Source organism: Microbacterium sp. A20 (genome assembly GCF_004794515.1).
Classification (GTDB): Bacteria; Actinomycetota; Actinomycetes; order Actinomycetales; family Microbacteriaceae; genus Microbacterium.
On the sequence record NZ_SSDF01000065.1, the window covers coordinates 21,769 to 46,166 of the forward strand.

Here is a 24,398-nt window from a genome sequence, read left to right on the forward strand (position 1 = left end):
CATGAAGAAGATGCTTCTTACGGCGACAGCGATCGTCGCCGTGGGCGCTTTCGCCCTCACCGGCTGCTCCTCGGAGCGTGGCGGAGACACCGGAGCCGATGGTGGCGACGAGGCGGCAGCAGGCTTCGCCGCAGACGCCACGATCGGTGTCGCGCTCCCCGACAAGACCTCGGAGAACTGGGTCCTCGCCGGTCAGCTGTTCACCGACGGACTCGAAAAGGCCGGGTTCAAGGCCGACGTGCAGTACGCGCCGGCCAGCAACACGGTCGCCGAGCAGCAGAACCAGATCCAGGCGATGGTCACCGGTGGTGCCAAGGTCATCATCATCGGTGCCAAGGACGGCAAGCAGCTCGCGACGCAGGTCGAGGCCGCCCGCGACGCCGGTGTCGCCGTCATCGCGTACGACCGTCTGATCGAGAACACGGAGGCCGTCGACTACTACGTCGCGTTCGACAACTTCGAGGTCGGCAAGCTCCAGGGTCAGGCTCTGCTCGACGGTCTCGCCGAGCGTGCGGGCCACGAGGCTCCGTACAACATCGAGCTGTTCTCGGGCTCGCCGGATGACGCGAACTCCGCGGTGTTCTTCAACGGCGCCATGGAGGTCCTCCAGCCGAAGATCGACGACGGCACGCTGAAGGTCGTGTCCGGACAGACCGAGATCGCCCAGACGGCGACCGAGGGCTGGAAGGCCGAGAACGCACAGCGCCGCATGGACTCGATCCTCACGTCGACGTACAGCTCTGAGGCGCTCGACGGCGTCCTGTCCCCGAACGACACGCTCGCTCGCGCCATCATCACCTCGGTGCAGGGTGCGGGCAAGGACGTCCCGGTCGTCACCGGCCAGGACTCCGAGGTCGAGTCGGTGAAGTCGATCATGGAGGGCATCCAGTACTCCACGATCAACAAGGACACCACGCTCCTCGTCGAGCAGTCGATCAAGATGGTCGGCCAGCTCCAGAAGGGCGAAGAGGTCGACGTGAACGACGAAGAGCAGTACGACAACGGCGTGAAGGTCGTTCCCGCCTTCCTGCTGCCGCCGGTCATCGTCACGAAGGAGAACGCGGCCGAGGCATACGCCAACGTCCCGAGCCTCCTCGAGATCGTGAAGTCGTACGAGTAATCCCGCAGTGACCTAACAGTCCTCACGGACACGCGAACCGTCCGGGCCTTCGGGTCCGGACGGTTCGTCGTTGTCATCCGCGTTTAGCGCGCGCGAGCGCCGCGAGTTCTTCGTGCGTCGTCGCCGAGGTGAGAGCAACGGGCGGATCGGCGAGGTCCGACCAGGCGGACAGCTGCTCCTCGATCCGCTCCAGCTCGGTCGCTCCGCCGGCTTCGATGAGCAGCTGGAGGATGCGGCTTTCGACGGATTCGGTGGGAACGTGCTGAGCCCGTTTCTCTACCCGACGCCAGCATTCGCCGACTTCTTCACGGAGCACTGTGCGCAGAACAGTTCCGCCAGCGTCCACGACGACCGCTTCGAACTCAGAGGCTTCTTCGGGCGCGTAGAAGAGCTGGGGGAAGATGACGTTCCCGCCGGACGCGATGTGTGCTCGGAGGACCGCCAACGCGAGCGGCTGGACTTCGGCGCCGGCCCGCACGAAATCCACAGAAGCCGTTCCCAGAAGGCCACGCAGAATGTCAACGTCCAGATTGAGCCAGCCGCGTCGGCCTTTCACGAAGCTCCGGGCGTAGGTCGACTTGCCGGATCCGGGGAGACCGTTCACGAACACGCAGCATCCTCGCTCCGTCTGGTCGCGAACACCCACGAATGCTGTGTGATCGTGATCCATCGATTCCTTCACGACCACACCCTATTCGTGATCGGACGATGAAACCGGGTTGCTGGAAGCGCGCCTCAGAACGGAACGGGCACCGTGTCTGCGTCTGCTGCATCGGACTCTCGCCCCGACTCCGTGAACACCACCGTGTTCTGCGGCGGCGGGCGGTCGACGTACGTGCGTCCGGTCGGACTCGTCCACTCCAGCACGCCACCCGCTCGCTGCTCCACATGCCAGGGGGAGTGGTGCTTGAGCATGTGATGTCGTCGGCAGAACGCCGCGAGATTCACATCCGTGGTCGCGCCCCCGGTCGAGGCCGCGTGATTGTGGTCGAGGTCGCACTTCCGCGCCGCGATCCCACACCCGGGGAATCGGCACCGTTGATCCCGCGCGCGAAGATGCCGCCGCAACTGCTCGCTCGGCCGGTAGCGGTCGACCGCGAGCATGGCGCCGGAGATCGGATGCGTCAGCACGCGATCCCAGCCCACGGCAGAGCCTGCCAACGTGCGGGCGGTGGTGATGTCGATCGGCGTGGTGCCGTCGAGCAGGGCGGGTGGCAGGGAATCGCGCGAGATTCCGCATGCTGCATCACCGGGCGCATGCACGAAAGCCGCAGCATCCGCCGTCTTCCGATCGTCGTCCATCAGCGACATCACCGGCACCGAAACTTCGACGCGGGCCTGGATCTCGCCGAGCAACCCGTCGGTCGTGTCGTGTCCCGCGGGCGTTCCCGTGAGCAGGAGGTCGGCGAGGAGGTCGGCCCGCAACTGGTCGATCGTGCGGTCGTCTGCCGGATGGCTGTCGGAACCGGCTTCTTCAGCCGCTCGGGCCTTCTCGTGTTGGACGTTGTCTTTCTTCACCGCATGCGCCATCTGCGAGAGCCGGTCGAACATGCCGTGGATGAGTGCGGCCGGCCCACGGGCGCCGAGCTCGGCCATCCCGTCGTCGAGATCTCTCGTCCAGACGCGCCGCCCCTTGCGGGCCTCGCGGTGCCGTTCGGTGACCGTCCGCGCCTGAAAGCCCTCGGCCAGTCGCCGCACGAGACGCCGCAGCCGATTCGGAGACTCGGTCTCGGCGATCGCCACCGCCTCGGCGGCGTAGGCGGCGCGGTCGGCGGCCTCGTCGAGGTGGGCGCCCGCTTCGACGATCACTCGCGCATGCGCGCCACTGATGCGCCCGGCGCCCTGCGCCTCCCACACCGTTGGGAAGCGCTCGACGATCCAGGAGGCCTCCGCCATCCGCCGCTCGATCGTGCGGTCGCTGAGATGCTGCGCGGCGCCGATCTCGGCCGCCACCGTGCGGATCGCCATGTCGCCATGATCGGGATGCGCGGCCTCGCGGGCGATGTCGATCGCCAGGCGGCCGGCCATCGCGAGCATGCCGTCGCGCGCCGCCTGCATGCTGCTCAGCGTCGCCTCCGCCGCCTCGAGCGAGGCCACCAGATCGGCGAGCATCGCCATCTGGGAATCTGTCGCGTCGAGTAGTGCGGTCATGACTTCAGTCCATCACGGACCACCGACATTCGAAACTATGTTCACCGGGATTCCGGCATCCGCTCGTCGCTGCGTGCGCTAGTCCCAGATGGGGTCGTCGGGGTCGGGGGAGTCCGTGCCGTCGGCGTCGGTCATGATGCGCGCGTCGGCGATCCACGACGTCAGCTCGCCGTCGTGGAGCATGTGAGGTCGCGGCGTGCCGAGAAGAGCGGGGCTCGTCACCACGGCCAACGGCTCATCGCTCGCGAAGACGACGACGTTGCCGAGCGGTCCTTCGTCATCGTGCGGTTCGGCGTCGAGCACGACGGCGACGTGAGCGAAGACCGAGCGCAACGTGGCCGCCTGTCGCCGCGAATACTCGAACGGATGCCCGTCGAGCAGGTTCACCGCCACCACACCGTCTGCGGCGGAGCGTGCGGCGACCCGGCGGTAGAACTCCTGACTCGCCACGTGATGTCGGATGACGGCGGCATCCCAGAGGTCGACGACGGTGAAGCGCGCATCCGCCCAATCGTCCGAGATCTCCGCGTCGGTGACCGCTCGTGCATCACCGAAGACGACGCGCACATCCGCGCTGGCAGGCAGTGGGAGCGCGGCGATCACCGCCTCATAGAGAGCCGGCTCGAACTCGACCACAAGCTGGGGCGACCCGGGACGCGTGGCCTCGACGTAGCGTGCCAGCGTGAGCGCCCCGGCTCCCAGGTGCGCGGTGAACAGCGGTGCACCGGGCTCGACTGCGGCATCCATGGCCCGGGCGATGTGCTGGGTATAGGCGTATTCGAGTTCGGTGGGGTCCGTCATCGAGACGACGGACTGCGGGATCCCATCGACGCTGAGCTCGTAGCGACCGGGTCGCCTTCTCGATTGCACCAGTTTCGCCTTGCGGTCGTCGAGCATGAGCGAGAACACCCGGCGTTTACTTGGCACCCGTCGATTTTAGGCTGGCCGCCGTACCCATCGCGCGCGGCTACCCTTGAGGGAACATGGCACATCTTCTCGGGGCTGAAGCCCTGCACCTCGAATATCCGACCAGGGTCGTCTTCGACTCCGTGACCCTCGGCATCGAAGAGGGTGACCGCATCGGCATCGTCGGCCGCAACGGCGACGGAAAGTCCAGCCTCCTCGGCATGCTCGCCGGCATCAAGGAACCGAATTCCGGCCGCGTCACCGTGCGTGGCGGCACGCGTATCGGCGTGCTCGACCAGGCCGACAACCTGCCGGACGACCTCACGATCAGCGCGGCCGTCGTCGGCGACACCCCGGAGTACGAGTGGGCGGGCGACGCCCGCATCCGCGACGTGATCGAGGGTCTGCTCACGGACCTGCCCTGGGATGCCGAGATCGGCTCGCTCAGCGGTGGCCAGCGGCGTCGGGTGTCTCTCGCCAAGCTGCTCACCGGCGACTGGGACGTCATCGCCCTCGACGAGCCCACCAACCACCTCGACGTCGAGGCGATCACCTGGCTCGCTGCGCATCTCAAGAAGCGCTGGTCGCCGAACTCGGGCGCGCTCATGGTCGTGACGCACGATCGGTGGTTCCTCGACGAGATCTGCACCGAGACCTGGGAAGTGCACGACCGCATCGTCGAGCCTTTCGAGGGCGGATACGCGGCATACATCCTGCAGCGCGTCGAGCGCGATCGGATGGCGGCGGCGACCGAGGCGAAGCGCCAGAACCTGGCCAAGAAGGAGCTCGCGTGGCTCCGCCGCGGTGCTCCGGCCCGCACCGCGAAGCCGAAGTTCCGCATCGATGCGGCCAACGAGCTCATCGCCGACGTGCCCGAGATCCGCGACAAGGTGTCGCTGCAGTCGCTCGCCGTCTCGCGCCTCGGCAAGGACGTGGTCGATCTGCTCGACGTCGGAGTGACCTACCCGACGGCGGACGGCGGCGAGAAGGTCGTGCTCCGCGACATCGAGTGGCGCATCGCGCCGGGGGAGCGCACCGGCATCCTCGGGGTGAACGGCGCCGGCAAGTCCACACTCCTCGGACTCATCTCCGGCACGGTGGAACCCACGGTCGGCCGGGTAAAGCGCGGCACGACCGTGAAGGTGCAGACCCTCACTCAGCGGCTCGACGAGCTCACGCAGCACTGGAAGGACCCGGTGCGTGTGATCATCTCAGGGCTGCGCACCTCCTACACGATGGGTGCGGGTCCCAAGGCACAGGACCTCACGCCCGGGCAGCTGCTCGAGCGCCTCGGGTTCGACTCCGCGCAGCTCTCCACCCCGGTCAAGGACCTCTCCGGTGGGCAGCAGCGTCGTCTGCAGCTGCTGCTCGTGCTGCTCGACCAGCCGAACGTGCTGATCCTCGACGAGCCGACCAACGACCTCGACACCGACATGCTCGCCGCGATCGAAGACCTCCTCGACTCCTGGTCCGGCACGCTCCTGGTCGTCAGCCACGACCGGTACTTCCTGGAGCGCGTCACCGACCAGCAGTACGCGATCCTCGACGGGCACCTGCGACACCTCCCCGGGGGCGTCGACGAGTACCTGCGACTGCGCCACCTGCAGGCATCGACGGGCTCGAAGCAGACCGCGACCGCGGCGGCGACCGCGACGACGACCCCGTCCGGGCTCGACGGCGCGGCTCTGCGCACCGCGCAGAAGGAGATCGCGTCGCTCGAGCGGCGCATCCAGAAGCTGACGCAGCAGGTCAACGCCGCCAAGACCGCGCTCGCCGATCACGACCAGGCGGACTACGCGGGCCTCGGTGACCGCATGAAGAAGATCAGCGACCAGCAGGCCGAGATCGAGGAGTTGGAGCTGCGCTGGTTCGAACTCACCGAGGAGATCGGCTGAGCGAGGAATATCCTTCTTCCAACGCTGTTGGGAGGTAGAGATGGAAGGCCTCGAAGTAACCGTCCTGCTCGGACTCACGATTCTCGTCGGAACCCTGATCGCCCCGCGCGTGCGTCTCGCGCTCCCGCTCGTCCTGGTCATCTTCGGACTGCTGCTCGGCTTCGTGCCGCAGCTGCGCGAGGTGCAGCTGCCGCCCGAGACGGTGCTGCTGCTGTTCCTCCCGGTGATGCTGTTCTGGGAGAGCCTCACGACCTCACTGCGCTCGATCCGCCGCGACTTCCGCTACATCCTCCCCATGAGCACGGTCCTCGTGGTCGCGTCGGCCTTCGCGGTCGCCGGCATCGGCGTGCTGTTCGGGATGCCGTGGGAGATCGCCCTCATCCTCGGCGCCGCGGTCGCTCCGCCGGATGCCACGGCTGTGGCGGCGCTCGGGCGGCTGCTGCCGCGCCGCATGTTCATGAAGCTGAAGGCCGAGAGCCTCACGAACGACGGCACGGCCCTCGTGCTGTACGCGATCGCGGTGTCGCTCGCGCTCGGCGGCCAGATCACTCCGCTCTCGGTCACGCTCGACGTGCTGATCTCGTACGTCGGCGGGATCGCCGCCGGGGTCGTCATCGCCGGCCTGGGCTACCTGCTGCTGCGCCGCACCTCCTCGACGATCGTGATCAACGTGGCGCTGTTGCTGATCCCGTTCACGGCGTTCCTCGCGGCCGAGATGATCCACGCCTCCGGAGTCCTCGCGGTCGTCGTCGCGGGGCTCATCGTCGCCTACGTGTCGCCGCGGGTCACCACGGCATCCTCCCGCCGGCAGGCCGATGCGGCGTGGCCGTTCGGTGTCTTCCTGCTCAACGGCGCCCTGTTCGTGCTGATCGGGCTCGAGGTGCAGTACGTCGCGCACGAGATCTCGGCGGCCGCGATCGGCCGCCTCGTGCTCATCACGCTCGCCGTGTGGGCGACTCTCCTGGTCGTGCGCTACGTGTTCCAGGTGCTGAACGTGCTGTTCCAGCGCCAGAGCGGCGGACGCCCCGCGCGGGGAGCACGCTCGCGGGCTCGGGTCGTGTCCACGATGGCCGGCATGCGCGGAGCGGTCTCGCTCGCGATCGCGCTGTCGGTCCCCGCCACCATCGCCGAGGGCGGTGCGGTCTCCGGACGCGATGAGATCGTGTTCGTCACCGCGGGGGTGATCCTGCTGAGCCTGCTCGTGCAGGGGCCGATGCTCCCCGCACTCGTGCGCTGGGCGCGGTTCCCCGTCGATCACGTCGAAGACGAGGAGTACGAGCTCGCCGAGCGGGCGATCTCCGGCGCAGCCCTCGCGGCTCTCGACGACCTCGCCGCCGAGCACGGCATCGGTCAGGAGGTCCGCGACCGGGTGCGCACCGAGGGCTACGCGATGCTCGAGTTCGCCAACGCCCGCACGCTGGCGCGCGAGCAGGCCCTGGTGGATGCCGAGGCCGAGGCGCTCGACGAGATGCTCGACGAACCGGATCCGCTGAGCGCCGGTACCGCGGATGCTGCCGGAGAGGATCCGGCGCCGAGCGGGGGAGTGGATCGGGTTACGGTGCCCGATGCCACGGACGGAACGGTCCTGCAGATGATCGCGACTTCGGCCGACGTCGACCTCGCGCAGCGCTCGCCGCTGATCCGGCACGAGGAGCACACGCGTCTGAAGCTCGCGCTCATCGACCGCAAGCGCGAAGTGCTCCTGGGACTCCGGGGCGCCGGCACCGTCGATGACATCGTCGTGCGCCGCATCTCGGCCCGCCTCGACCTCGAGCAGGTGCGTCTGCAGGGCATCGAGGAATACGACTGACCTGCGCACCTTCCCGGGCTGTGACGCCGTGTGACGACGCGATTCCGCAGGTTCGCGGGTGCCTGCCTAACGTATTCGAGTCCCCCAAGAGAGGAACCCCTTCCATGTCACGCCGCACCACTTCCGTCATCGCCGCGCTCGCCGCGGTCCCGCTCTTCGTCGCGCTCGCAGGATGCGCGACGGCATCGTCCGAATCCGGCTCCGGCAGCGAGGGATCGACCGAGAACGAGGTCGTGAAGATCGGCGTCGTCGGCAAGGCCGACGAGCAGTGGCCGGCGTTCGTCGAGGCCGCGGCCGACGAGGGCATCACCGTCGAGCTGGTCGACTTCGGTTCCTACGAGCAGCCCAACCCGGCGCTCACAGAGGGCGAGATCGACCTCAACCAGTTCCAGCACATCGTGTATCTCGCCGAGTACAACAACGCCTCCGGCGAGGATCTGACCCCGATCGGGTCGACCGCGATCTACCCGCTCGGCCTGTACTCGACCAAGTACGACGATGTGAAGGACATCCCGAAGGGCGAGACCGTCGCCGTGCCGGATGACGCCTCCAACCAGGCCCGCGCGCTGAACGTGCTGCAGCAGGCCGGACTCGTCGAGCTGAAGAGCGGCGGCACCCCGTACTCCGACCTCGCCGACGTGGACACCGAGAAGTCCGATGTCAAGGTCAAGGCGCTGGAGGCCGCGATCATCCCGACGTCGCTGCCCGACGTCGCCGCAGCGATCATCAACAACGACTTCGTGCAGGATGCCGGTCTCACGTTCGACGACGCGATCGCCCAGGACGACCCGGAGGATGCCAGCGCCCTCCCGTACGTGAACATCTTCGCCGCGCGCGCCGAGGATGCCGACAACGAGACCTACCTCAAGCTGGTCGAGATCTTCCAGACGAACGAGGACGTCCAGAAGGGCCTGCTGAAGTCGTCGGGCGACACCGCCGTGGCTCTGCAGACGCCGGTCGAGGATCTCGTCGCCTCGCTCGAGAAGGTCCAGAAGGACGCGGAGTCGAAGAAGTAGGACGTCGGGGGAATCCCACCTTCGTCCGATGAGGGAGAATCGGGTGGCGCGAAAAGCGTCACCCGATTCTTCGTTCCCGAAGCAGACCGGAGCAGCACATGCCGATCGTCACCCTGACGAACGTCTCCAAGACCTACCCGTCCCGCACCCGTGACGGGTCCGAGGTCGTCGCGGTCGACGACGTCACCCTCGAGATCGAGAAGGGCGACGTCTTCGGCATCATCGGATACTCGGGCGCCGGCAAATCCACGCTCGTGCGGCTGATCAACGCCCTCGAGCCGGCGACGAGCGGCACCATCACGGTGGACGGCGTCGACATCACCGCGCTCAAGGAGAGCGAGCTGCGCCGGGTCCGCGGCGGCATCGGCATGATCTTCCAGCAGTTCAACCTGTTCTCCTCGCGGAGCGTCAAGGCCAACATCGCCTACCCGCTCAAGCTCGCCGGCTGGTCCAAGGACGACATCGAGAAGCGGGTCGCGGAACTGCTCTCCTTCGTCGGTCTCGCCGACAAGGCCAAGGCCTACCCGGAACAACTCTCGGGCGGCCAGAAGCAGCGCGTCGGCATCGCCCGCGCACTCGCGACGGGTCCCGCGATCCTGCTCGCCGACGAGGCCACCAGCGCCCTCGACCCGCAGACCACGCATGAGGTGCTCGATCTGCTCAAGCGGGTCAACCAGGAGCAGGGCGTCACGATCGTGATCATCACGCACGAGATGGACGTCATCCAGACCATCGCCACCAAGGTCGCGGTCATGGAGAACGGCCGCGTGATCGAGCACGGCGACGTGTTCGACGTCTTCTCCGCCCCGCAGAATCCGGCATCCCAGCGCTTCGTCGGCACGGTCGTGAAGGGCGTGCCGTCGCCGTCCGAGCTGGCGGTGCTGCGCGAGCGCCACCGCGGACGCCTGGTGACGTTCTCGTTCCGCGACGGCGACTCGTCGCAGGCGCAGGTGTTCCTCGACCTCGCCGGTGCGGGCCTCGACTTCGAGCTCGTGTTCGGCGGCATCAACGACATCCGCGGGCGGGCCTTCGGGCATCTGACGCTCGCGATCCGCGGCGACGCGGCGGCGATCGACGGTGTCCTGGCCCGCATCGCCGAACGCGTCGAAGTGACGGAGATCGCCGCAGAGGAGGCCCGCTGATGGATCGTCTGAACGAACTGTGGCCCGAGTTCTGGGCGGCCGCGCTCGAGACCCTCTACATGACGTCGTTCGCACTCGTGCTCGGCGGCATCCTCGGGCTCGCGATCGGCATCATCCTGTACGTCACGCGTCCCGGCGGACTCGCGCAGAACCGGGTGATCTCGGTGATCGTGAACCTCGTGGTGAACTTCTTCCGTCCGATCCCGTTCATCATCTTCCTCGTGGTCGCCCAGCCGCTTGCGCGCGCGGTCGTGGGCGTGGGGATCGGGACGACTGCCGGGGCCTTCATCATCGGTCTCGCGGCCGCGTTCGCGATCGGGCGCATCGTGGAGCAGCACCTCGTCTCGGTGTCTCCCGGAGTCATCGAGGCGGCGCGGGCGATGGGTGCAGGTCCCTGGCGCATCCTCTTCACCGTGGCCATCCCGGAGTCGCTCGGTCCGCTCATCCTCGGCTACACGTTCATCCTCGTGGCGCTGATCGACATGACGGCCATGGCGGGACTCGTCGGCGGTGGCGGACTCGGTGCCTTCGCGCAGATCTACGGCTTCCGGCAGTTCGAGCCGCTCGTGATGTGGGCGGCGATCGTCCTGATCGTCGTGTTCGTGCACTTCGTGCAGATGCTCGGCACACGCCTGGCCCGCAAGGTCATGCGTCGCTGACGGGCGCTTCCTGTAGCGTGCGCCGGGTGGTGAACACCCGGTCCTTCCCGCTGATCGGGTCGACGAAGCGCAGCTCGCGCGCCAGCAGCTGCAGCGGGCGGTCGTAGTCGTCCGGCAGGTCGTCCTGCAGCTCGGGGTAGAAGCGGTCGTTGAGGATGCCGATGCCGAGGGCGGCGAGATGCACCCGCAGCTGGTGCATCTTGCCGCTGTGCGGGCGCAGCAGCGTGTGCACCACGCGGTCGTCGGCGCGGATCAGCTCGACGGCCGTCTCGGAGTTCGGCTCCTTGGCGTCGTCGACCTGCACGCGCACCTGGCCGCGGAGCTTCTCGATGTTGTTGCGGTACACGAGGGGGAACGCGGGGAGAGGCCGGTCCTCGGGAAGCGCGGAGACGGCCTCGTAGACCTTCTGCACCTGCCGCTTCTCGAAGAGCAGCTGGTAGGCGCCCCGGGTCGCGGGCCGCGTCGAGAACATCAGCAGCCCGGCCGTGGCGCGATCCAGGCGATGGATCGGCGCGAGGTCGGCGTTGTCGAGCAGGTTGCGCAGCCGCACCAGCGCGGAGTTCTGCAGGAACTTCCCGCCGGGCGTGGTGGGCAGGAAGTGTGGCTTGTCGACGACCACGAGGTGCTCGTCCTGGTGCAGGATCTCGATCTCGAACGGCATTCGGGTCTCGACCGCGGGCTCGCGGTAGTACCAGACGAACTCGACGCTGCCGAGCGGGGCGTCGCGGGGGACGGGCGAGCCGTCGGCACGGACGATGTCACCGCGGTCGAACCGTTCGCGCAGACGCTCGGGGTCGAGGTGGAAGAAGCGCTCGACCATGTACGCGGCGACGGTGGGCCAGGAGCCGCTGAGTGGCACGTGCAGCCGGGTCGCCCCGACGCCGTCGCGCACCGGGAGGGGAGAGGGCATGCCCATCAGTCGGCCTCCGGAGAACAGTGTCGCGGGTCGCGAACGGGATGCTCCCACCCTAAGCGACCCGCGCCGCCGCCTCCGTCGGTCAGTCGGCTCCCGCGGCGAGCCAGTCCTCGAACGATGTCGGCGCCACGCGGGCGTCGGGCGCGGGGAGGAGCACCTCGCCGGCGAACTCGACGCCCAGAGCGGCATCCCGCCAGGCGGCCCGCAGCGCAAGATCCTGGCCGCGCGCAGCGAGGGTGCGTCGAGCCATGTCGACCGCGTCCTCCGTGCGGGGTCCCGCGATGTCGAAGGATGCCGAGAGCGGTGCCGTCGCGGCGGTCGCGACCAGCGCGGCGGCGACGTCGGTCGGGGCGATCGGCTGCAGGAGCAGCGGCGGCACGATCGCCTCGCCGTCGACGACGGTCCACTCGGCGATCATCGCCGGGAAGTCGTGGAACTGTGTCGCTCGCAAGATCGTGAACGGCACCGCGCCCGCGATGACCTCGCGCTCCTGGGCGCGCTTGCCGTAGTAGTGCGGATTTCCGGCGACGGCGTCGAGCGCGGCGATCGACAGGGCGACGTGGTGACCGACGCCTGCCTCAGCCTCGGCGGTGAGAAGGTTGCGGGTGATCGTGGCGAACGCGTGCTCGGCCTCCGCGATGTCGGCGACCGGGGGATTGGTCGCGTCGATCACGGCATCCACGCCCTCCAGTCGCTGGCGCAGGCCGACGCCCGTGAGCAGGTCGATCCCCTCGCTGCGGCTCAGGGAGACGGCCTCGTGGCCTTCCCTTGCCAGCTCCGCCACGACCAGCCGTCCGATCCGACCCGTTCCACCTGCCACTGCGATGCGCATGTCCGCTCCTTAATCATGGATATTACGTGTCCACAATAGGCTGATGCGGATACACTGGGCAAGTGAAACTTCCGGAGACGTCCGAGTGGGTGCTGCACACGGTCGCCGTGATCGCGCAGCTTCCCGCGGGGTCGACCGTCTCTGGAGCGCAGCTGGCCGAGCACTTCGGCGTCCCCGGCCCGTACCTGTCGAAGCAGCTCGCCAAGCTCGTGCGCTCCGGCATCCTCACCGGCAGCACCGGTCCGCGCGGCGGGTTCCGTCTTGCCAGGGAGCCCGAGCGGATCAGCATCCTCGACCTCGTCACCGCCGTCGACGGCGCCGCGGACCCGTACGTCTGCCGAGAGCTGCGGCAGCAGGGGCGCGGGGCGGCACGTCCCGAGGACTGCACGCGGCCCTGCGCGCTCGCGGCGGTCATGCGTCGGGCGCACGAGGCGTGGCGCGAGTCGCTGGCCGGTGTCACGGTCGCCGAGATCGTCGCCGGCCTCCCCGCCGGGGTCCCGGAGAAGAACCGCAGGCTGCTTCTCGACGCCGCAGGCTGAGAAGCGCGATGCCCGGGCGTCGATGCTCAGGCGTCGATACTCACGTGTCGAAGCTCAGACTCAGCTTGCGCAGCAGCGCGGCGAGGCGATCCCGGTCCGAGCGCGAGAGCGCCTGCAGCAGATCGGCCTCGACGTCGACGAGACGGGTGATGGCGGCGTCCACACGGATGCGCCCGTCGTCGGTGAGCGTCACGAGCACGCTGCGTCCGTCGCCCGGGTCGGCCTCGCGGCGCACGAAACGGCGGCCGACGAGCCGGTCGATGCGGTTGGTCATGGTGCCGCTCGACACCAGGGTCTGCTGCAGCAGCTGCTTGGGCGAGAGCTGGAACGGCGTGCCCGCACGGCGCAGCGCCGACAGCACATCCCACTCCCAGTGCTCCAGGTCGCTGCGGCGGAACACGTCGCGGCGGGCGCGGTCCAGGTGGCGCGAGAGGCGGTCCATCCGGGAGAGCACCTCGAGGGGTGAGAAATCGAGGTCGGGTCGCTGCGTGTTCCACGCGCCGACGATCCGGTCGACCTCATCCGCCTCGCTCATCCGCCCATTATCGCGTGTGCGGCTCGTGCGCGACGGACGCCACGGGCAGCTCGAGGGTCATGAAGAAGCTGTACGGGTCGGGGAGGTACCGACCGAACGGGCCGGATTCCCGGAAGCCGGCCGCCGCGTACATCGCGCGCGCGGGGATGAAGAAGTCGTCGCTGCCGGTCTCGAGCGAGAGACGGCGGATGCCGCGCGACTGCGCATCGGCGAGGAGGAAGTTCAGCATCGACTTCCCGAGCCCGCGGCCGCGCAGCGCCGGATCGGTGCGCATCGACTTGAGCTCCTCATAGTCGTCCTCGACCGTGACCAGCGCACCGGTGGCGACCGGGCGACCGTCGACGGAGCCCGCGAACAGCCGCACGCCGGGGGCGAGCAGGCGCTCGAAGACGAGCGCGTGACGGCTCTCGGCGGGCGCGGTGTGCTCCAACTCCGCGTGGTGGGCGACCAGGAATTCTGCGAGGGCGGGGGTCGCCGACTCGACCTTTTCGATCACGATGCTCATGGGGTCAGCATTCCAGAGTCGTGTTTCGGAACCGTGACGGGGCGGGAGGGCCGACGTCCGCGCACATCGGAACACAGGCTGGGGCATGGCAGACTTGATCCGCGGCGCCCTCGTGGGCGGCGCGGTCCGCCGTGGTGTAATGGCAGCACGACAGCCTTTGGAGCTGTTAGGTCTAGGTTCGAGTCCTGGCGGCGGAGCATGACTGGGAACAATCTCGCCATCATCGTCCTCGCTGCAGGTCAGGGCACGCGCATGAAGTCGCGTCTGCCCAAGGTGCTGCACCCGATCGGCGGGCGTCCGCTGGTGGGGCATGTGCTCACCACGGCCGGGCGGCTGCAGGCCGCGCACATCGAGGTGGTCGTGCGGCACGAGCGCGACCAGGTGGTCGCCGCCCTCGCGAAGGACTACCCCGACGCGGTGTTCATCGACCAAGATGACGTGCCGGGAACAGGACGGGCCGTTCAGGTGGCGGTCGACGCGCTCCCCGAGGACTTCGACGGCGACGTGCTCGTGCTCTCCGGCGACTGCCCGCTCGCCGACGCAGACACCCTCTCCGCGTTCGTGGCGGAGCACCGCGCGTCGGGCGCTCCGGCGACGCTGATGACGGCACTGCTCGACGACCCGACGGGATACGGCCGCGTCGTCCGTGACGCCGACGGAGGTGTCGACCGCATCGTCGAGCAGAAGGACGCGAGTGCAGAAGAGGCCGCCGTCCGCGAGATCAACGCCGGGATGTACGTGTTCCGCGCCGAGACCCTGCGCACGTACCTGCCGCGGGTCGGCGTCGACAACGCGCAGGGCGAGATGTACCTGACCGACGTCCCCGGGCTGCTCCGTCGCGACGGCGACCGGGTGGCGGCATCCGTGGTCTCCGACATCGCGGTGACGTTCGGGGTGAACGACCGCGCGCAGCTGGCCGAGGTCGGTCGCCTGCTCAACCAGCGCATCGTGCGCCGCTGGCAGCTCGAGGGCGTCACCGTCATCGACCCGACCACCACCTGGATCGACGACGACGCGCAGCTCTCGCCCGACGTCACCCTCCTCCCGAACACGCACATCCTCGGTGCCACGGTCATCGCGTCCGGGGCCGTGATCGGACCCGACACGACCCTCGTCGACTGCGAGGTCGGCGAAGACGCGACCGTCCGTCGTACGGATGCCACCCTCGCCGTGATCGGGGCGGAGGCCACGGTCGGCCCGTTCTCGTTCCTCCGCGCGGGTACGGTCCTCGGCGCCAAGGGCAAGATCGGCGCCTACGTCGAGACGAAGAACGCCGAGATCGGCGAGGGCAGCAAGGTCCCGCACCTGTCCTACGTGGGTGACGCCACGATCGGCCGCGGTGTCAACCTCGGCGCGAGCACCATCACGGCGAACTACGACGACGTGAACAAGCACCGCACCGAGATCGGCGACGAGGTTCACACCGGCTCGCACACGGTGCTCGTCGCGCCCGTTAGGCTGGGAGCTGGCGCGAAGACCGGCGCCGGCGCGGTCGTCCGCAAGGATGTCCCGGCCGGCGCACTGGCCATGACCGTCGCACCCCAGCGCAACATCGAAGGCTGGGTCGCGAAGAACAGAGCAGGCACGGGCGCGGCGGATGCTGCGTCCCGCGAGAATTCGGCGGAATAGGCGGAGCATGGCGCGCAAGAAGAAGACGGTCGATCTGGATCGCGACAACGGCGTGGCTCCCGGCATCATCGCCAAGACGAAGAAGCGACTCGTCGTCGCCGGCGGGCGTTCGCACCCGGCACTCACGGCAGCGGTCGCCGAAGCGCTCGGCACGGAGATCGCCCCGGTCGAGCACCGCACGTTCGCGTCCGGTGAGATCTACGCCCGCTTCGAGGTTTCGATCCGCGGCGTCGATCTCTTCCTGATCCAGACGTTCGGCGAGCCGGTCAACGAGTGGCTCATGGAGACGCTCATCATGATCGATGCCGCCAAGCGCGCATCCGCCAAGCGCATCACCGTCGTCGCGCCGTACTATCCGTATTCGCGTCAGGACAAGAAGGGTCGCGGTCGCGAGCCGATCAGCGCCCGTCTCGTCGCCGACCTGCTGAAGACCGCCGGCGCCGACCGCGTCATGAGCGTCGACCTGCACGCCGCGCAGATCCAGGGCTTCTTCGACGGACCCGTCGATCACCTCTTCGCCAAGCCCGTGCTGCTGGACTACTTCGAGCGCACGCTCTCGCCGGCCGACCGCGAGATCCTCACCGTCGTCTCGCCTGACATGGGGCGTGTCCGCGTCGCAGACACCTGGTCCGACAGCCTCGGTGCTCCGCTCGCGATCATCCACAAGCGCCGTGACCCGAAGGTGGCCAACCAAGTCTCGGTGCACGAGATCGTCGGAACCGTCGAGGGGCGCACCTGCCTCCTCGTCGACGACATGATCGACACCGGTGGCACGATCGTCAAGGCCGCCCAGGCTCTCAAGGCGGCCGGAGCGCACCGTGTGATCGTCGCGGCGACCCACGCGATCTTCAGCGACCCGGCATCCGATCGCCTGCAGGACTCGTCGATCGACGAGGTCGTCATCACCGACACGATCCCGCTCACGGAGTCGCGTCGGTGGGACAGCCTCACGATCCTCCCGATCGCGCCGCTGCTCGCCCGTGCCATCCACGAGGTCTTCGAAGACGGCTCCGTGACGAGCATGTTCGGCGGCGACGCGTAACGCATCGTCACGGCACAGCCCGCGCATAGACACGGTGCTTACGGTCGAAAGGTCGACGATCCCGTCGACCGACACCGCGCCGGGAGGACCAGCATGATCCGCACGACCGTACCGACCTCTGTCCGCAAGGGATCCGCCATCCTCGGGATCGCGGGCCTGTTCGTCCTCGCCGGGTGCTCCGGCGCCACCGACGCGGATGATTCATCGAACGACGCCGGCAGCACGCCGGATGCCGGTTCGTCGGAGTCGTCGGGTGGCGACTCCACCGCCACCTACGAAGACGGCACCTACACGGCCGACGGCTCGTACCAGACCCCCGAGACGGTCGAGCAGATCTCCGTCACGCTGACCCTCGCCGACGGCGTGGTGACCGATGTCGAGGTCACGGGCGACCCGCAGGCACCCGAGACCGAGCAGTACCAGGGCCAGTTCATCGACGGCATCGCCGACGAGGTCGAGGGCAAGTCGATCGACGAGCTGAACGTCAGCCGGGTCGCCGGCTCGTCGCTCACCAGCGGCGGGTTCAACGACGCCGTCGAGTCGATCAAGGAGCAGGCCGCCGCCTAGGCGCCTGAGGCCGCATGGCGAGCTGGCGCTTCGAGGCGATCGGAACGCACTGGGAGATCGAGACGACCGATCCGCTCGCGGACTCCGTGCGTGCGGCGGTCGACGCCGAGATCGAGCGCTTCGACCGGGAGTGGTCCCGGTTCCGCGGCGACTCCGCGGTGACGCGGCTCGGACGCGAGGGCGGCTCCTTCGCATCACCGGACGCCGCTCCGATGCTCGACGCGTACCGCGAGCTCTCGGCGGCGACGGGCGGCGCCGTGAACCCGCTCGTCGCGGTCAGTCTCGAAGCCCTCGGGTACGACGCGGGCTATTCGCTCGTCGGCGGTGATCCGGTGCGCGCTCCGGACGCCTGGCAGGAGCAGGTGTCGTGGACGACCGCCGAGGTCACGGCATCCGTCCCGGCGCTCCTCGACGTCGGCGCGCTCGGCAAGGGGCGACTCGTCGATCTCGTGATGAGAGCGCTCGCGGACGTGCCGGGCGATGTGGTGGTCGATGCGGGCGGCGACATCCGGGTGCGTGGTGCGGCCGTGCGCATCGGGCTCGAGCATCCGTACGACGCCACGAAGGCGATCGGGGTCGTCGAGGTGCGCGACCAGGCACTGTGTGCCTCCGCCGTGAACCGGCGGGCGTGGGGGAACGGACTGCACCACGTACTCGACGCCCGCACGGGGCTTCCGGTGCGCGCGTGGGCGGCGACGTGGGCGCTCGCCCCCGACGCGATGACGGCGGATGCCGTCTCGACCGCGCTATTCTTCGACGGCGGACCGGAGCTCGCCGACGCCTGGGGCGTGGAATGGGTGCGGATGAGCACCGACGGCCGGGTGCAGCACTCGCCGGGATGCCCTGCGGAACTGTTCCTCACGGAGACGAAGACGCGCCCCACAGCAACGAATTAGGGAAGAGTGGAGAACGTGATCACCTCATTCGCCGCCGCACGTCAGCGGGTCCTCGCGGTTCTGGGCTCGCTCTCGATGTATCGCCTCGTGCTGTTCGCGCTGATCGCCCTCGCCGTCATCGCGTTCGTGCTCTCGCTGTTCGGCGTGATCGTCTCGCCCACGCCGCTCGAGATGGTGGCGTCGTTCCTGGTGCTCGCGATCGTGATCTCGCTCGTCGACGCCGCAGCCCAGCGCATCCTGCGGCTGCCGTGGCGCATCGAATCCTCCCTCGTCACGGCGCTGATCCTGCTGTTCGTGCTCCGCCCCGGTCTCGAGCTCGGCGCGCTCCTCGGACTCGCCCTCGCCGGAGCCGTGGCGAGCGTGTCGAAGTACCTCATCGCGTGGCGCGGTCGACACATCTTCAACCCGGCGGCGTTCGGTGCGGCGGTCGTCTCGATCCTCGGCGCATTCGGAGCGTTCGAGTGGCTGGGCACGTCGTCGTCCTGGTGGGTCGGGACGCCCGTCCTGACGATCCCCGTGCTCGTCCTCGGTCTCGCCGTGCTGTGGCGCACCGAGAAGGTGCGGGTGGTGCTGATCTTCGTGCTCGTCGCCGTCGTCACCGCGGTCGTGCGCCAGGGCGTGCAGGCCGCGCAGTTCGACATCGACTTCGATGTGCTCACCGCGCTGCAGTTCGCGGTGCTGCAGTCGCCGTTCCTGTTCCTCGGGGCGTTCATGCTCTCCGAGCCGCTCACGCTTCCGCCGCGTCGCCGCCAGCAGTTCGCGGTGGCCGTCGTGGTGGGTCTCCTCGCCGGGTGGCCGATCTCGGTCGCCGGCCTGTTCACGCTCGGCCAGGAGCGGGCTCTCCTCATCGGGAACCTGGTGGCCTTCGCGTTCGCACTGCGGGGGTCGGTGCGACTCGTGCTCGAGCGGCGGGACTTCATCACCCCGACCGCGCAGGAGCTGACCTTCCGGGCCAAGGGCCGGGTCCGATTCCTCCCGGGGCAGTACCTCGAGCTCGACGTCCCGCATCACCGCCCCGACGCGCGCGGCACCCGGCGGGAGTTCAGCATCGTGTCGGCGCCGGCCGACCTGCCGACGCTGCGGATCGCGTACAAGAACGGCGACCAGAAGCATCCGTCGAGCTACAAGCGGGCCCTGGCCGCCGCCGAGCCCGGCGCGACGTTCGCGGTCACGGGAACCTGGGGCGATTTCATCCTGCCGCGCGGCGACCATCCGGTGCTGATGGTCGCCGCCGGGATCGGCGTCACGCCGTTCGTCTCCCAGTTGCGTCAGCTTCAAGCGGCGGGGCAGCAGCGTGACGTGGTGCTCGTGTACGTGGCATCAGAGGCGTCCGAGCTCGCCTTCCGCGATGAGCTCGCCGCGACGGGCGTGCGCACGGTCGTGTTCACCCGCGACGAGCCGCTCGACCTGCCCGCGCACTGGTCCTGGGCGCGGGGCGCACGACTGGATGCCGAGACCCTCGAGCGCACGGTGCCCGATCTCGCCGCCCGCCATGCGTTCATCTCCGGGCCGCCGCGCCTGATCGCCGACCTCGCCCCCGCGCTGCAGAAGGCCCGCGCCCTCACGACCGACGCCTTCGCCGGCTACTGATCCATCCCGTCCCACCCCATCCGTCCCACCCCACCCGTACCTCCCGTCCGTCCCGCCCGTCCCGTCCCGTCCGTCCCGTCCCGTCCCGTCCGTCCGTCCCCGCCCGTAGGTACACCTGTCGGGAGTACGCACGGATGTCGGACGAATCGCCGCGAGATGCCCCGACATCTGTGCATCCTCCCGACGAGTGTGCGGCGCATCCCCTTCTGCACATCCCGGATTCGCCTCGGATCGCCCCACAACGGCGGCATCCAGCTCGCTCAGTCCGTTGGGAGCATCAGGATCGGTGGATGCTCAGCGCTCAATCCGCGACCGACCGGCACGGCGGTGTCGTGCGGGGAACCCTGCTCGAGAAGTACGGAATCACTCGTCGGATGCGGGCGGATGCTGTTCGCGCCGACACCTTGATCCGCGTGAGAGCGGGCGTGTTCGCCGACCCGAATGCGGATACGAGCCTCGTGGAGGCAGCGGCGCACGGCGGGGCCCTCACCTGCGCCCACGCGTTGCGCCTGCACGGCGTCTGGGTGCTCAACCCCGGCGGCCCCGTTCACGTCTGGCTCGGCGCGAAGGGCCGCGTTCATCACGAGAAGTGTGAGTGCGTCGCGCACTATGACGCGGGTCACGCCGGTGTCGGACTCGCCCCGTTGGAGGAGGTGCTGATCCACGTCTACCGCTGTGCCGGAGACGAGGCGTTCTTCGCCGCTCTGGAGTCCGCACTGGTGCAGCAGAAGATCAGCGGTGCGGCACTGCGCCGGATTCGCCGTCGACTACCGGCCCGCGCGCACTGGCTCGTGGACCTCGCGCGATCGGATGCCGACAGCGGTCTCGAATCGCTCCTGCGGTTGCGTCTGCACCTGCACGGCATCAGCTTGGACTGCCAGGTGACCATCCCGACCGTCGGGCGAGTGGATTTCGTGCTCGATGGGCGCCTGATCCTCGAGGCCGACGGGAAAGGCAACCATGATGTCCCCGCGCATCGCCACCGTGATCTCGTGAGGGATGCCGCGGCGTCGGCTCTCGGCTACGAGACGCTGAGGTTCGACTACGCGCAGATCGTCCACGCCTGGCCTACGGTCGAGGCCGCCGTGCTCGCCGCCATCACCCGCCTGCGTGCGCGCAGCTGACGCCTTCGGTAACCCCTGCCTGTACGGATGTCGGGAGATCGGACGGATATCGGACGACTCGCCGCGGTATCTTCCGACATCCGTGCTTTCTCCCGACATGTGTGCGACCAGGAGCGCGGGGATCGCAGGACGCCGCGGGTTACGCGAGTGGAGGGGATCCGGCTCACGCCTCGGGCGCGACATCTCCGGCGGCCGCGGGGGTGACCGGGATGCGTACCGTGAAGGTGGTGTCGCCGGGCTCGCTGGCCACCGAGATGACGCCGTGGTGGCCCTCGACGATGGCCTTGACGATCGCGAGGCCCAGTCCGGTTCCCCCGGTCTGACGGGCCCGGGAGCTGTCGCCGCGGGCGAAGCGTGCGAAGAGCTCGTCTCGGATGGCGGGGTCGATGCCGGGGCCGTCGTCGTGTACGCGCAGCACGGCATCGTCGCCCTCCCTCGCGACGCTCAGCGTGATCGTGGTGCCGGCCGGCGTGTGCGTGCGGGCGTTCGCGAGGAGGTTCGCGACGACCTGGTGCATCCGCCCGGCATCGCCGACGACCGTCACCGGCTCGTCTGGCACCTCGATGCTCCAGTGGTGGTCGGCCGCCGTCGGGCGGGCATCCGAGAGACCTTCCAGCGCGAGCTGGGCGAGGTCCACCGTGCCGTAGACCAGCTCCTGACCCTCGTCGAGCCGCGCGAGCAGCAGCAGGTCCTCGACGAGGCGGGTCATCCGCAGGGACTGCGCCTGGATGCGCTCGAGCGACGAGGTCGTGCTCTCGATGACCTCGGGGCCCTGCTCCGCGGCCGGATGCCGATGCAGTGCGCGCAGCGACAGCTCCGAGTAGCCGCGGATGGAGGCGAGCGGCGTGCGCAGTTCATGACTGGCGTCGGCGACGAACCGTCGCATCCGCTCCTCGTTCTTCTGCCGCGAGGCGAGCGACGTGTTCACGTGATCGAGCAGCTTGTTCAGCGACGCACCGACGAGACCGGTCTCGGTGCGCGGATCGGCTTCGGATGCCGGCACGCGCTCGGTGATGGTCACCTCGCCCCGATCCAGCTGCTGGTTCGCGACCCTGGTCGCCGTGAGCGCGACGGCCCGCAGCGGGCGCAGGCTCACCCGGATGGTGATCGCGGTGGTCAGCGCCAACAGGATCAGACCGCCGATGGTGGCGAGGGCGATCACGGTGAGCAGCTGCGTGAGCTGGCTCTGGATCTCGTCGCGGGGGAGCCCGGTGATCACGACGACGCCGTTGGTCGCGGGCAGGGCCATGATCCGGTAGGAGCCGAGGTCGGTGAGGGACACGGTGGCGACCGACGTGCCCTTCAGGGACAGTGCGATCTCCGCCAGCTGCGTGCTGCTGAGTGGCTCCAGGGATCCGGTGAGTTCCTCTCCCGACGAGTTCTTCGCGACCACCCCGCTGAAGCCGGTGACAGGGCTCGAGACCACGAACACGAGTCCGGCCGGCGGTGACGCCGTGGGGCCGGAGAGGACGTTCTGCGCCGTGGCAGAAGATGGTGCGAAGGCTCCGGTCCGATCCGCCAACTGGTGCGCGTAGGTGCTCAGCTTCTGGTCGAGCTGGTCCTCCATGGTCTTGCCCAGCGTGGCGCTGGTGATGACGGCGACGATGATGAGGATCAGCGACACGAACCCGATCACGGCGGTCATCAGCCGTGTCTGCAGGCTCATCGGCCGCCTCATCATCGTCGCTGAGCTCACTGCGGAGCCTTGATCATGTAGCCGACGCCGCGGACGGTGTGCAGCAGCGGCGTGCGGCCGGCGTCGATCTTCTTGCGCAGGTACGAGATGTACAGCTCGACCACCGACGACTTGCCGCCGAAGTCGTAGCTCCAGACCCGGTCGAGGATCTGCGCCTTCGACAGCACGCGCCGTTCGTTGCGCATGAGGTAGCGGAGCAACTCGAACTCGGTCGCGGTGAGCTCGATCTCGGTGCCGTCGCGCACGACCTCGTGGCTGTCCTCGTTGAGCGTGAGGTCCGCGACACGCAGGATCGACTGTCCGTCGTCGGTGGTCGCGTGGCCGGTGCGGCGGATGATCGCGCGCAGCCGTGCGATGACCTCCTCCAGGCTGAACGGCTTGGTGACGTAGTCGTCGCCGCCCGCGGTGAGGCCGGCCACGCGGTCGCCCACGGCATCCTTGGCGGTCAGGAACAGCACCGGAACGAGGTTCCCCGACTCGCGCAGCCGCTTCAACACGGACATGCCGTCCAGGTCGGGCATCATGATGTCGAGCACGAGCGCGTCGGGTTCGAAATCGCGCGCGACCTGGAGCGCTTCCAGACCGGAGGATGCCGTGCGCACCTCCCAGCCCTCCATGCGCAGGGCCATCGCGAGCAGGTCGGTCAGCATCTGCTCGTCGTCGACGGCGAGGATGCGCAGGGGGGTGCCGTCGGGGCGGCGCAGTTCGGGCAGGTCGCTGGTCATGTCCCTATTCTGCGGAATCTCCTATGTGATTTCTATGGAGATCGCTATGTGTTGTCTGGGAGGGCCCGGGCGCGGTCACACCAGCCGTTCGTCGGGGAGGGCGAGGAAGTCGATGCCGGCTTGCAGGGCGAGCCGGTCCGACAGCTCGCCGATCTCGCCGGGAAGGTGCCCCGCGGCGCGGACGCTCAGGCGACGCGGCCCTGTCAGCGCGTGATAGACGGCGAACTGGCCCCGGGGATCGACGGCCGGATCCTGCACCGCCGCGGTCACGTGCACGGGAATCCGGAGCCTCCGTGCCGCGATCGCCGCGTCGAAGTAGTCGAGCACCGGCCGCACCTCGGGGTGCCGCTGCAGATGCTGACGCACGGCCTCCCCGCTTCCCGTGCACCGGCGCGTGAGCCGCACCTCGTGGTCGCCGAAGCTCGGTACGTCCAGCACGGCGCGGCGGAAGCGTGCATCCCAGGGGAGTGCGAGCGCGCCGATGCCGCCGCCGAAGCTCCCGCCGCTGAAGTCGAGGGCACCCGCCACCGCGGGCGCCACCTCGCGCAGGACGGTGGCTGCGCGCCAGATGTCGGCCGCGCTGAAGCGGTGCGAGTAGGTGTCGCGGTGGCCGATCCCGGCGAGGACGTGCTCGTCCGGGAGGGCGGGGAAGCGGCTCGGAGTACCGACGTGCGTGCCGGGTGCGACCGGGAAGATCGCGGCGGTGTCGCCGGGCACCCGGTCGAGGTCGGGCGCGGTGCGGCCGCCGTAGCCGTGTCCGACGACCAGCCCACGAGGCGCATTCCCGAGCGTGTGCGGCAGCATGACGTATGCCGCGGCGGCCTCGTCGGCCGAGGAGCGGAAGCGGATCTCCGAGATCCGGTGCGTCTCGGTGGGAGCGAGCTCGCGGGTGAGCTCCCACGCCACGGGACCCGTGCCGAACTCCTGGAAGGTCGCGCGCCAGAAGTCGTCGAAGTCGTCCGGCTCGTGGGGTGGCGTGGGCCGGTTCAGCAGCGCGCTCAGCGAGTACTCGGTCAGCTCGACGGGAGGATCCTGGGGCACCGCATGTGTCCTTTCGGGTGGTTCTGCCTGCTCGACGTTACCGGCGTGGCGCGACGAGGCGG

The 24,398-nt window shown here is 68.9% G+C and carries 23 protein-coding genes and 1 tRNA gene; 14 read left to right on the forward strand and 10 right to left on the reverse strand.

Going from position 1 to position 24,398, the window contains the following annotated elements; translation table 11 throughout:
* Position 1 precedes the first annotated feature (1 nt).
* Positions 2-1,120 (forward strand): sugar-binding protein, encoded by a 1,119-nt coding sequence (locus DW298_RS05590; protein WP_136041469.1) that lies wholly within the window; start codon positions 2-4, stop codon positions 1,118-1,120.
* A 73-nt stretch (positions 1,121-1,193) separates the two neighbouring features.
* On the opposite strand, the gene DW298_RS05595 is transcribed toward DW298_RS05590, so the two are convergent.
* From DW298_RS05595 to DW298_RS05605, 3 genes are all read right to left on the reverse strand, one after another.
* On the reverse strand, positions 1,194-1,802 hold the full coding sequence (locus DW298_RS05595; RefSeq protein WP_136041470.1) for an AAA family ATPase: 609 nt from the start codon (positions 1,800-1,802) through the stop codon (positions 1,194-1,196).
* Between the two features lie 53 nt (positions 1,803-1,855).
* Positions 1,856-3,271 carry an HNH endonuclease signature motif containing protein gene (locus DW298_RS05600; RefSeq protein WP_136041472.1) on the reverse strand — a complete coding sequence of 472 codons (1,416 nt, stop codon included), beginning with the start codon at positions 3,269-3,271 and terminating at the stop codon, positions 1,856-1,858.
* Between the two features lie 78 nt (positions 3,272-3,349).
* Positions 3,350-4,198: a fused MFS/spermidine synthase gene (locus DW298_RS05605; RefSeq protein ID WP_136041474.1), complete on the reverse strand. Its 849-nt coding sequence runs from the start codon at positions 4,196-4,198 to the stop codon at positions 3,350-3,352.
* 56 nt (positions 4,199-4,254) lie between these two features.
* On the opposite strand from DW298_RS05605, the gene DW298_RS05610 reads away from it, so the two are divergent.
* From DW298_RS05610 to DW298_RS05630, 5 genes are all read left to right on the forward strand, one after another.
* A complete protein-coding gene (locus DW298_RS05610) occupies positions 4,255-6,072 on the forward strand; it encodes an ABC-F family ATP-binding cassette domain-containing protein (RefSeq protein ID WP_136041476.1) in 1,818 nt (605 codons plus the stop codon).
* 40 nt (positions 6,073-6,112) lie between these two features.
* On the forward strand, positions 6,113-7,882 hold the full coding sequence (locus DW298_RS05615) for a Na+/H+ antiporter (protein WP_136041477.1): 1,770 nt from the start codon (positions 6,113-6,115) through the stop codon (positions 7,880-7,882).
* A 104-nt stretch (positions 7,883-7,986) separates the two neighbouring features.
* On the forward strand, positions 7,987-8,898 hold the full coding sequence (locus DW298_RS05620; RefSeq protein ID WP_136041478.1) for a MetQ/NlpA family ABC transporter substrate-binding protein: 912 nt from the start codon (positions 7,987-7,989) through the stop codon (positions 8,896-8,898).
* Between the two features lie 98 nt (positions 8,899-8,996).
* Positions 8,997-10,040 (forward strand): methionine ABC transporter ATP-binding protein, encoded by a 1,044-nt coding sequence (locus DW298_RS05625; RefSeq protein ID WP_136041479.1) that lies wholly within the window; start codon positions 8,997-8,999, stop codon positions 10,038-10,040.
* The gene (locus DW298_RS05630; protein ID WP_136041480.1) at positions 10,040-10,699 is read left to right on the forward strand and encodes a methionine ABC transporter permease; all 660 of its coding nucleotides are present in this window, start codon (positions 10,040-10,042) and stop codon (positions 10,697-10,699) included. Before DW298_RS05625 ends, DW298_RS05630 begins: the two co-directional genes overlap by 1 nt.
* Here DW298_RS05630 and DW298_RS05635 read toward each other — a convergent pair.
* Positions 10,686-11,609, reverse strand: a complete 924-nt coding sequence (locus DW298_RS05635) for a pseudouridine synthase (protein ID WP_205820266.1) — start codon at positions 11,607-11,609, stop codon at positions 10,686-10,688. The genes DW298_RS05630 and DW298_RS05635 overlap by 14 nt on opposite strands.
* 88 nt (positions 11,610-11,697) lie before the next feature.
* Positions 11,698-12,447 (reverse strand): NAD(P)H-binding protein, encoded by a 750-nt coding sequence (locus tag DW298_RS05640; RefSeq protein WP_136041483.1) that lies wholly within the window; start codon positions 12,445-12,447, stop codon positions 11,698-11,700.
* A 62-nt stretch (positions 12,448-12,509) separates the two neighbouring features.
* On the opposite strand from DW298_RS05640, the gene DW298_RS05645 reads away from it, so the two are divergent.
* Positions 12,510-12,986, forward strand: coding sequence for an Rrf2 family transcriptional regulator (locus DW298_RS05645; RefSeq protein ID WP_136041485.1), 477 nt, complete (start codon positions 12,510-12,512; stop codon positions 12,984-12,986).
* A 40-nt stretch (positions 12,987-13,026) separates the two neighbouring features.
* Here the strand turns inward: DW298_RS05645 and DW298_RS05650 are convergent, their stop codons facing one another.
* Both DW298_RS05650 and DW298_RS05655 read right to left on the reverse strand, forming a co-directional pair.
* Positions 13,027-13,521, reverse strand: coding sequence for a MarR family transcriptional regulator (locus DW298_RS05650; RefSeq protein WP_136041486.1), 495 nt, complete (start codon positions 13,519-13,521; stop codon positions 13,027-13,029).
* 7 nt (positions 13,522-13,528) lie between these two features.
* On the reverse strand, positions 13,529-14,026 hold the full coding sequence (locus DW298_RS05655) for a GNAT family N-acetyltransferase (RefSeq protein ID WP_136041487.1): 498 nt from the start codon (positions 14,024-14,026) through the stop codon (positions 13,529-13,531).
* Positions 14,027-14,151: 125 nt separating this feature from the next.
* On the opposite strand from DW298_RS05655, the gene DW298_RS05660 reads away from it, so the two are divergent.
* From DW298_RS05660 to DW298_RS05690, 7 genes are all read left to right on the forward strand, one after another.
* A tRNA-Gln gene (locus DW298_RS05660) sits at positions 14,152-14,223 on the forward strand.
* Between the two features lies 1 nt (position 14,224).
* On the forward strand, positions 14,225-15,655 hold the full coding sequence (gene glmU, locus DW298_RS05665; RefSeq protein ID WP_136041489.1) for a bifunctional UDP-N-acetylglucosamine diphosphorylase/glucosamine-1-phosphate N-acetyltransferase GlmU: 1,431 nt from the start codon (positions 14,225-14,227) through the stop codon (positions 15,653-15,655).
* A 7-nt stretch (positions 15,656-15,662) separates the two neighbouring features.
* Positions 15,663-16,697, forward strand: a complete 1,035-nt coding sequence (locus DW298_RS05670) for a ribose-phosphate diphosphokinase (RefSeq protein ID WP_136041490.1) — start codon at positions 15,663-15,665, stop codon at positions 16,695-16,697.
* Between the two features lie 93 nt (positions 16,698-16,790).
* Positions 16,791-17,264: an FMN-binding protein gene (locus DW298_RS05675; RefSeq protein ID WP_136041492.1), complete on the forward strand. Its 474-nt coding sequence runs from the start codon at positions 16,791-16,793 to the stop codon at positions 17,262-17,264.
* A gap of 14 nt (positions 17,265-17,278) precedes the next feature.
* Entirely contained in the window at positions 17,279-18,160 is an 882-nt protein-coding gene (locus DW298_RS05680) for an FAD:protein FMN transferase (protein WP_136041494.1), read from the forward strand.
* A 15-nt stretch (positions 18,161-18,175) separates the two neighbouring features.
* On the forward strand, positions 18,176-19,750 hold the full coding sequence (locus tag DW298_RS05685) for a flavodoxin reductase (protein WP_136041495.1): 1,575 nt from the start codon (positions 18,176-18,178) through the stop codon (positions 19,748-19,750).
* A gap of 290 nt (positions 19,751-20,040) precedes the next feature.
* Positions 20,041-20,874, forward strand: coding sequence for a DUF559 domain-containing protein (locus DW298_RS05690; protein WP_136041496.1), 834 nt, complete (start codon positions 20,041-20,043; stop codon positions 20,872-20,874).
* 163 nt (positions 20,875-21,037) lie between these two features.
* Here the strand turns inward: DW298_RS05690 and DW298_RS05695 are convergent, their stop codons facing one another.
* The 3 genes from DW298_RS05695 to DW298_RS05705 all read right to left on the reverse strand — a co-directional run bounded on the left by DW298_RS05695 (position 21,038) and on the right by DW298_RS05705 (position 24,336).
* Positions 21,038-22,540 carry an ATP-binding protein gene (locus DW298_RS05695; RefSeq protein WP_136041497.1) on the reverse strand — a complete coding sequence of 501 codons (1,503 nt, stop codon included), beginning with the start codon at positions 22,538-22,540 and terminating at the stop codon, positions 21,038-21,040.
* A gap of 26 nt (positions 22,541-22,566) precedes the next feature.
* Positions 22,567-23,295 carry a response regulator transcription factor gene (locus tag DW298_RS05700; protein WP_136041498.1) on the reverse strand — a complete coding sequence of 243 codons (729 nt, stop codon included), beginning with the start codon at positions 23,293-23,295 and terminating at the stop codon, positions 22,567-22,569.
* A gap of 75 nt (positions 23,296-23,370) precedes the next feature.
* Positions 23,371-24,336: an acetylxylan esterase gene (locus DW298_RS05705; protein WP_168429501.1), complete on the reverse strand. Its 966-nt coding sequence runs from the start codon at positions 24,334-24,336 to the stop codon at positions 23,371-23,373.
* Between the last annotated feature and the right edge of the window lie 62 nt (positions 24,337-24,398).

What these genes read in the sequence shown, in the direction of transcription:
- DW298_RS05590 (WP_136041469.1), top strand. Translation starts at nt 2, where the DNA reads ATGAAGAAGATGCTTCTTACGGCGACAGCGATCGTCGCCGTGGGCGCT.
- DW298_RS05600 (WP_136041472.1), bottom strand. Translation starts at nt 3,271, where the DNA reads ATGACCGCACTACTCGACGCGACAGATTCCCAGATGGCGATGCTCGCC.
- DW298_RS05610 (WP_136041476.1), top strand. Translation starts at nt 4,255, where the DNA reads ATGGCACATCTTCTCGGGGCTGAAGCCCTGCACCTCGAATATCCGACC.
- DW298_RS05615 (WP_136041477.1), top strand. Translation starts at nt 6,113, where the DNA reads ATGGAAGGCCTCGAAGTAACCGTCCTGCTCGGACTCACGATTCTCGTC.
- DW298_RS05620 (WP_136041478.1), top strand. Translation starts at nt 7,987, where the DNA reads ATGTCACGCCGCACCACTTCCGTCATCGCCGCGCTCGCCGCGGTCCCG.
- DW298_RS05625 (WP_136041479.1), top strand. Translation starts at nt 8,997, where the DNA reads ATGCCGATCGTCACCCTGACGAACGTCTCCAAGACCTACCCGTCCCGC.
- DW298_RS05630 (WP_136041480.1), top strand. Translation starts at nt 10,040, where the DNA reads ATGGATCGTCTGAACGAACTGTGGCCCGAGTTCTGGGCGGCCGCGCTC.
- DW298_RS05635 (WP_205820266.1), bottom strand. Translation starts at nt 11,609, where the DNA reads ATGCCCTCTCCCCTCCCGGTGCGCGACGGCGTCGGGGCGACCCGGCTG.
- DW298_RS05640 (WP_136041483.1), bottom strand. Translation starts at nt 12,447, where the DNA reads ATGCGCATCGCAGTGGCAGGTGGAACGGGTCGGATCGGACGGCTGGTC.
- DW298_RS05650 (WP_136041486.1), bottom strand. Translation starts at nt 13,521, where the DNA reads ATGAGCGAGGCGGATGAGGTCGACCGGATCGTCGGCGCGTGGAACACG.
- DW298_RS05655 (WP_136041487.1), bottom strand. Translation starts at nt 14,026, where the DNA reads ATGAGCATCGTGATCGAAAAGGTCGAGTCGGCGACCCCCGCCCTCGCA.
- glmU (WP_136041489.1), top strand. Translation starts at nt 14,225, where the DNA reads ATGACTGGGAACAATCTCGCCATCATCGTCCTCGCTGCAGGTCAGGGC.
- DW298_RS05670 (WP_136041490.1), top strand. Translation starts at nt 15,663, where the DNA reads ATGGCGCGCAAGAAGAAGACGGTCGATCTGGATCGCGACAACGGCGTG.
- DW298_RS05675 (WP_136041492.1), top strand. Translation starts at nt 16,791, where the DNA reads ATGATCCGCACGACCGTACCGACCTCTGTCCGCAAGGGATCCGCCATC.
- DW298_RS05680 (WP_136041494.1), top strand. Translation starts at nt 17,279, where the DNA reads ATGGCGAGCTGGCGCTTCGAGGCGATCGGAACGCACTGGGAGATCGAG.
- DW298_RS05690 (WP_136041496.1), top strand. Translation starts at nt 20,041, where the DNA reads ATGCTCAGCGCTCAATCCGCGACCGACCGGCACGGCGGTGTCGTGCGG.
- DW298_RS05695 (WP_136041497.1), bottom strand. Translation starts at nt 22,540, where the DNA reads ATGAGCCTGCAGACACGGCTGATGACCGCCGTGATCGGGTTCGTGTCG.
- DW298_RS05700 (WP_136041498.1), bottom strand. Translation starts at nt 23,295, where the DNA reads ATGACCAGCGACCTGCCCGAACTGCGCCGCCCCGACGGCACCCCCCTG.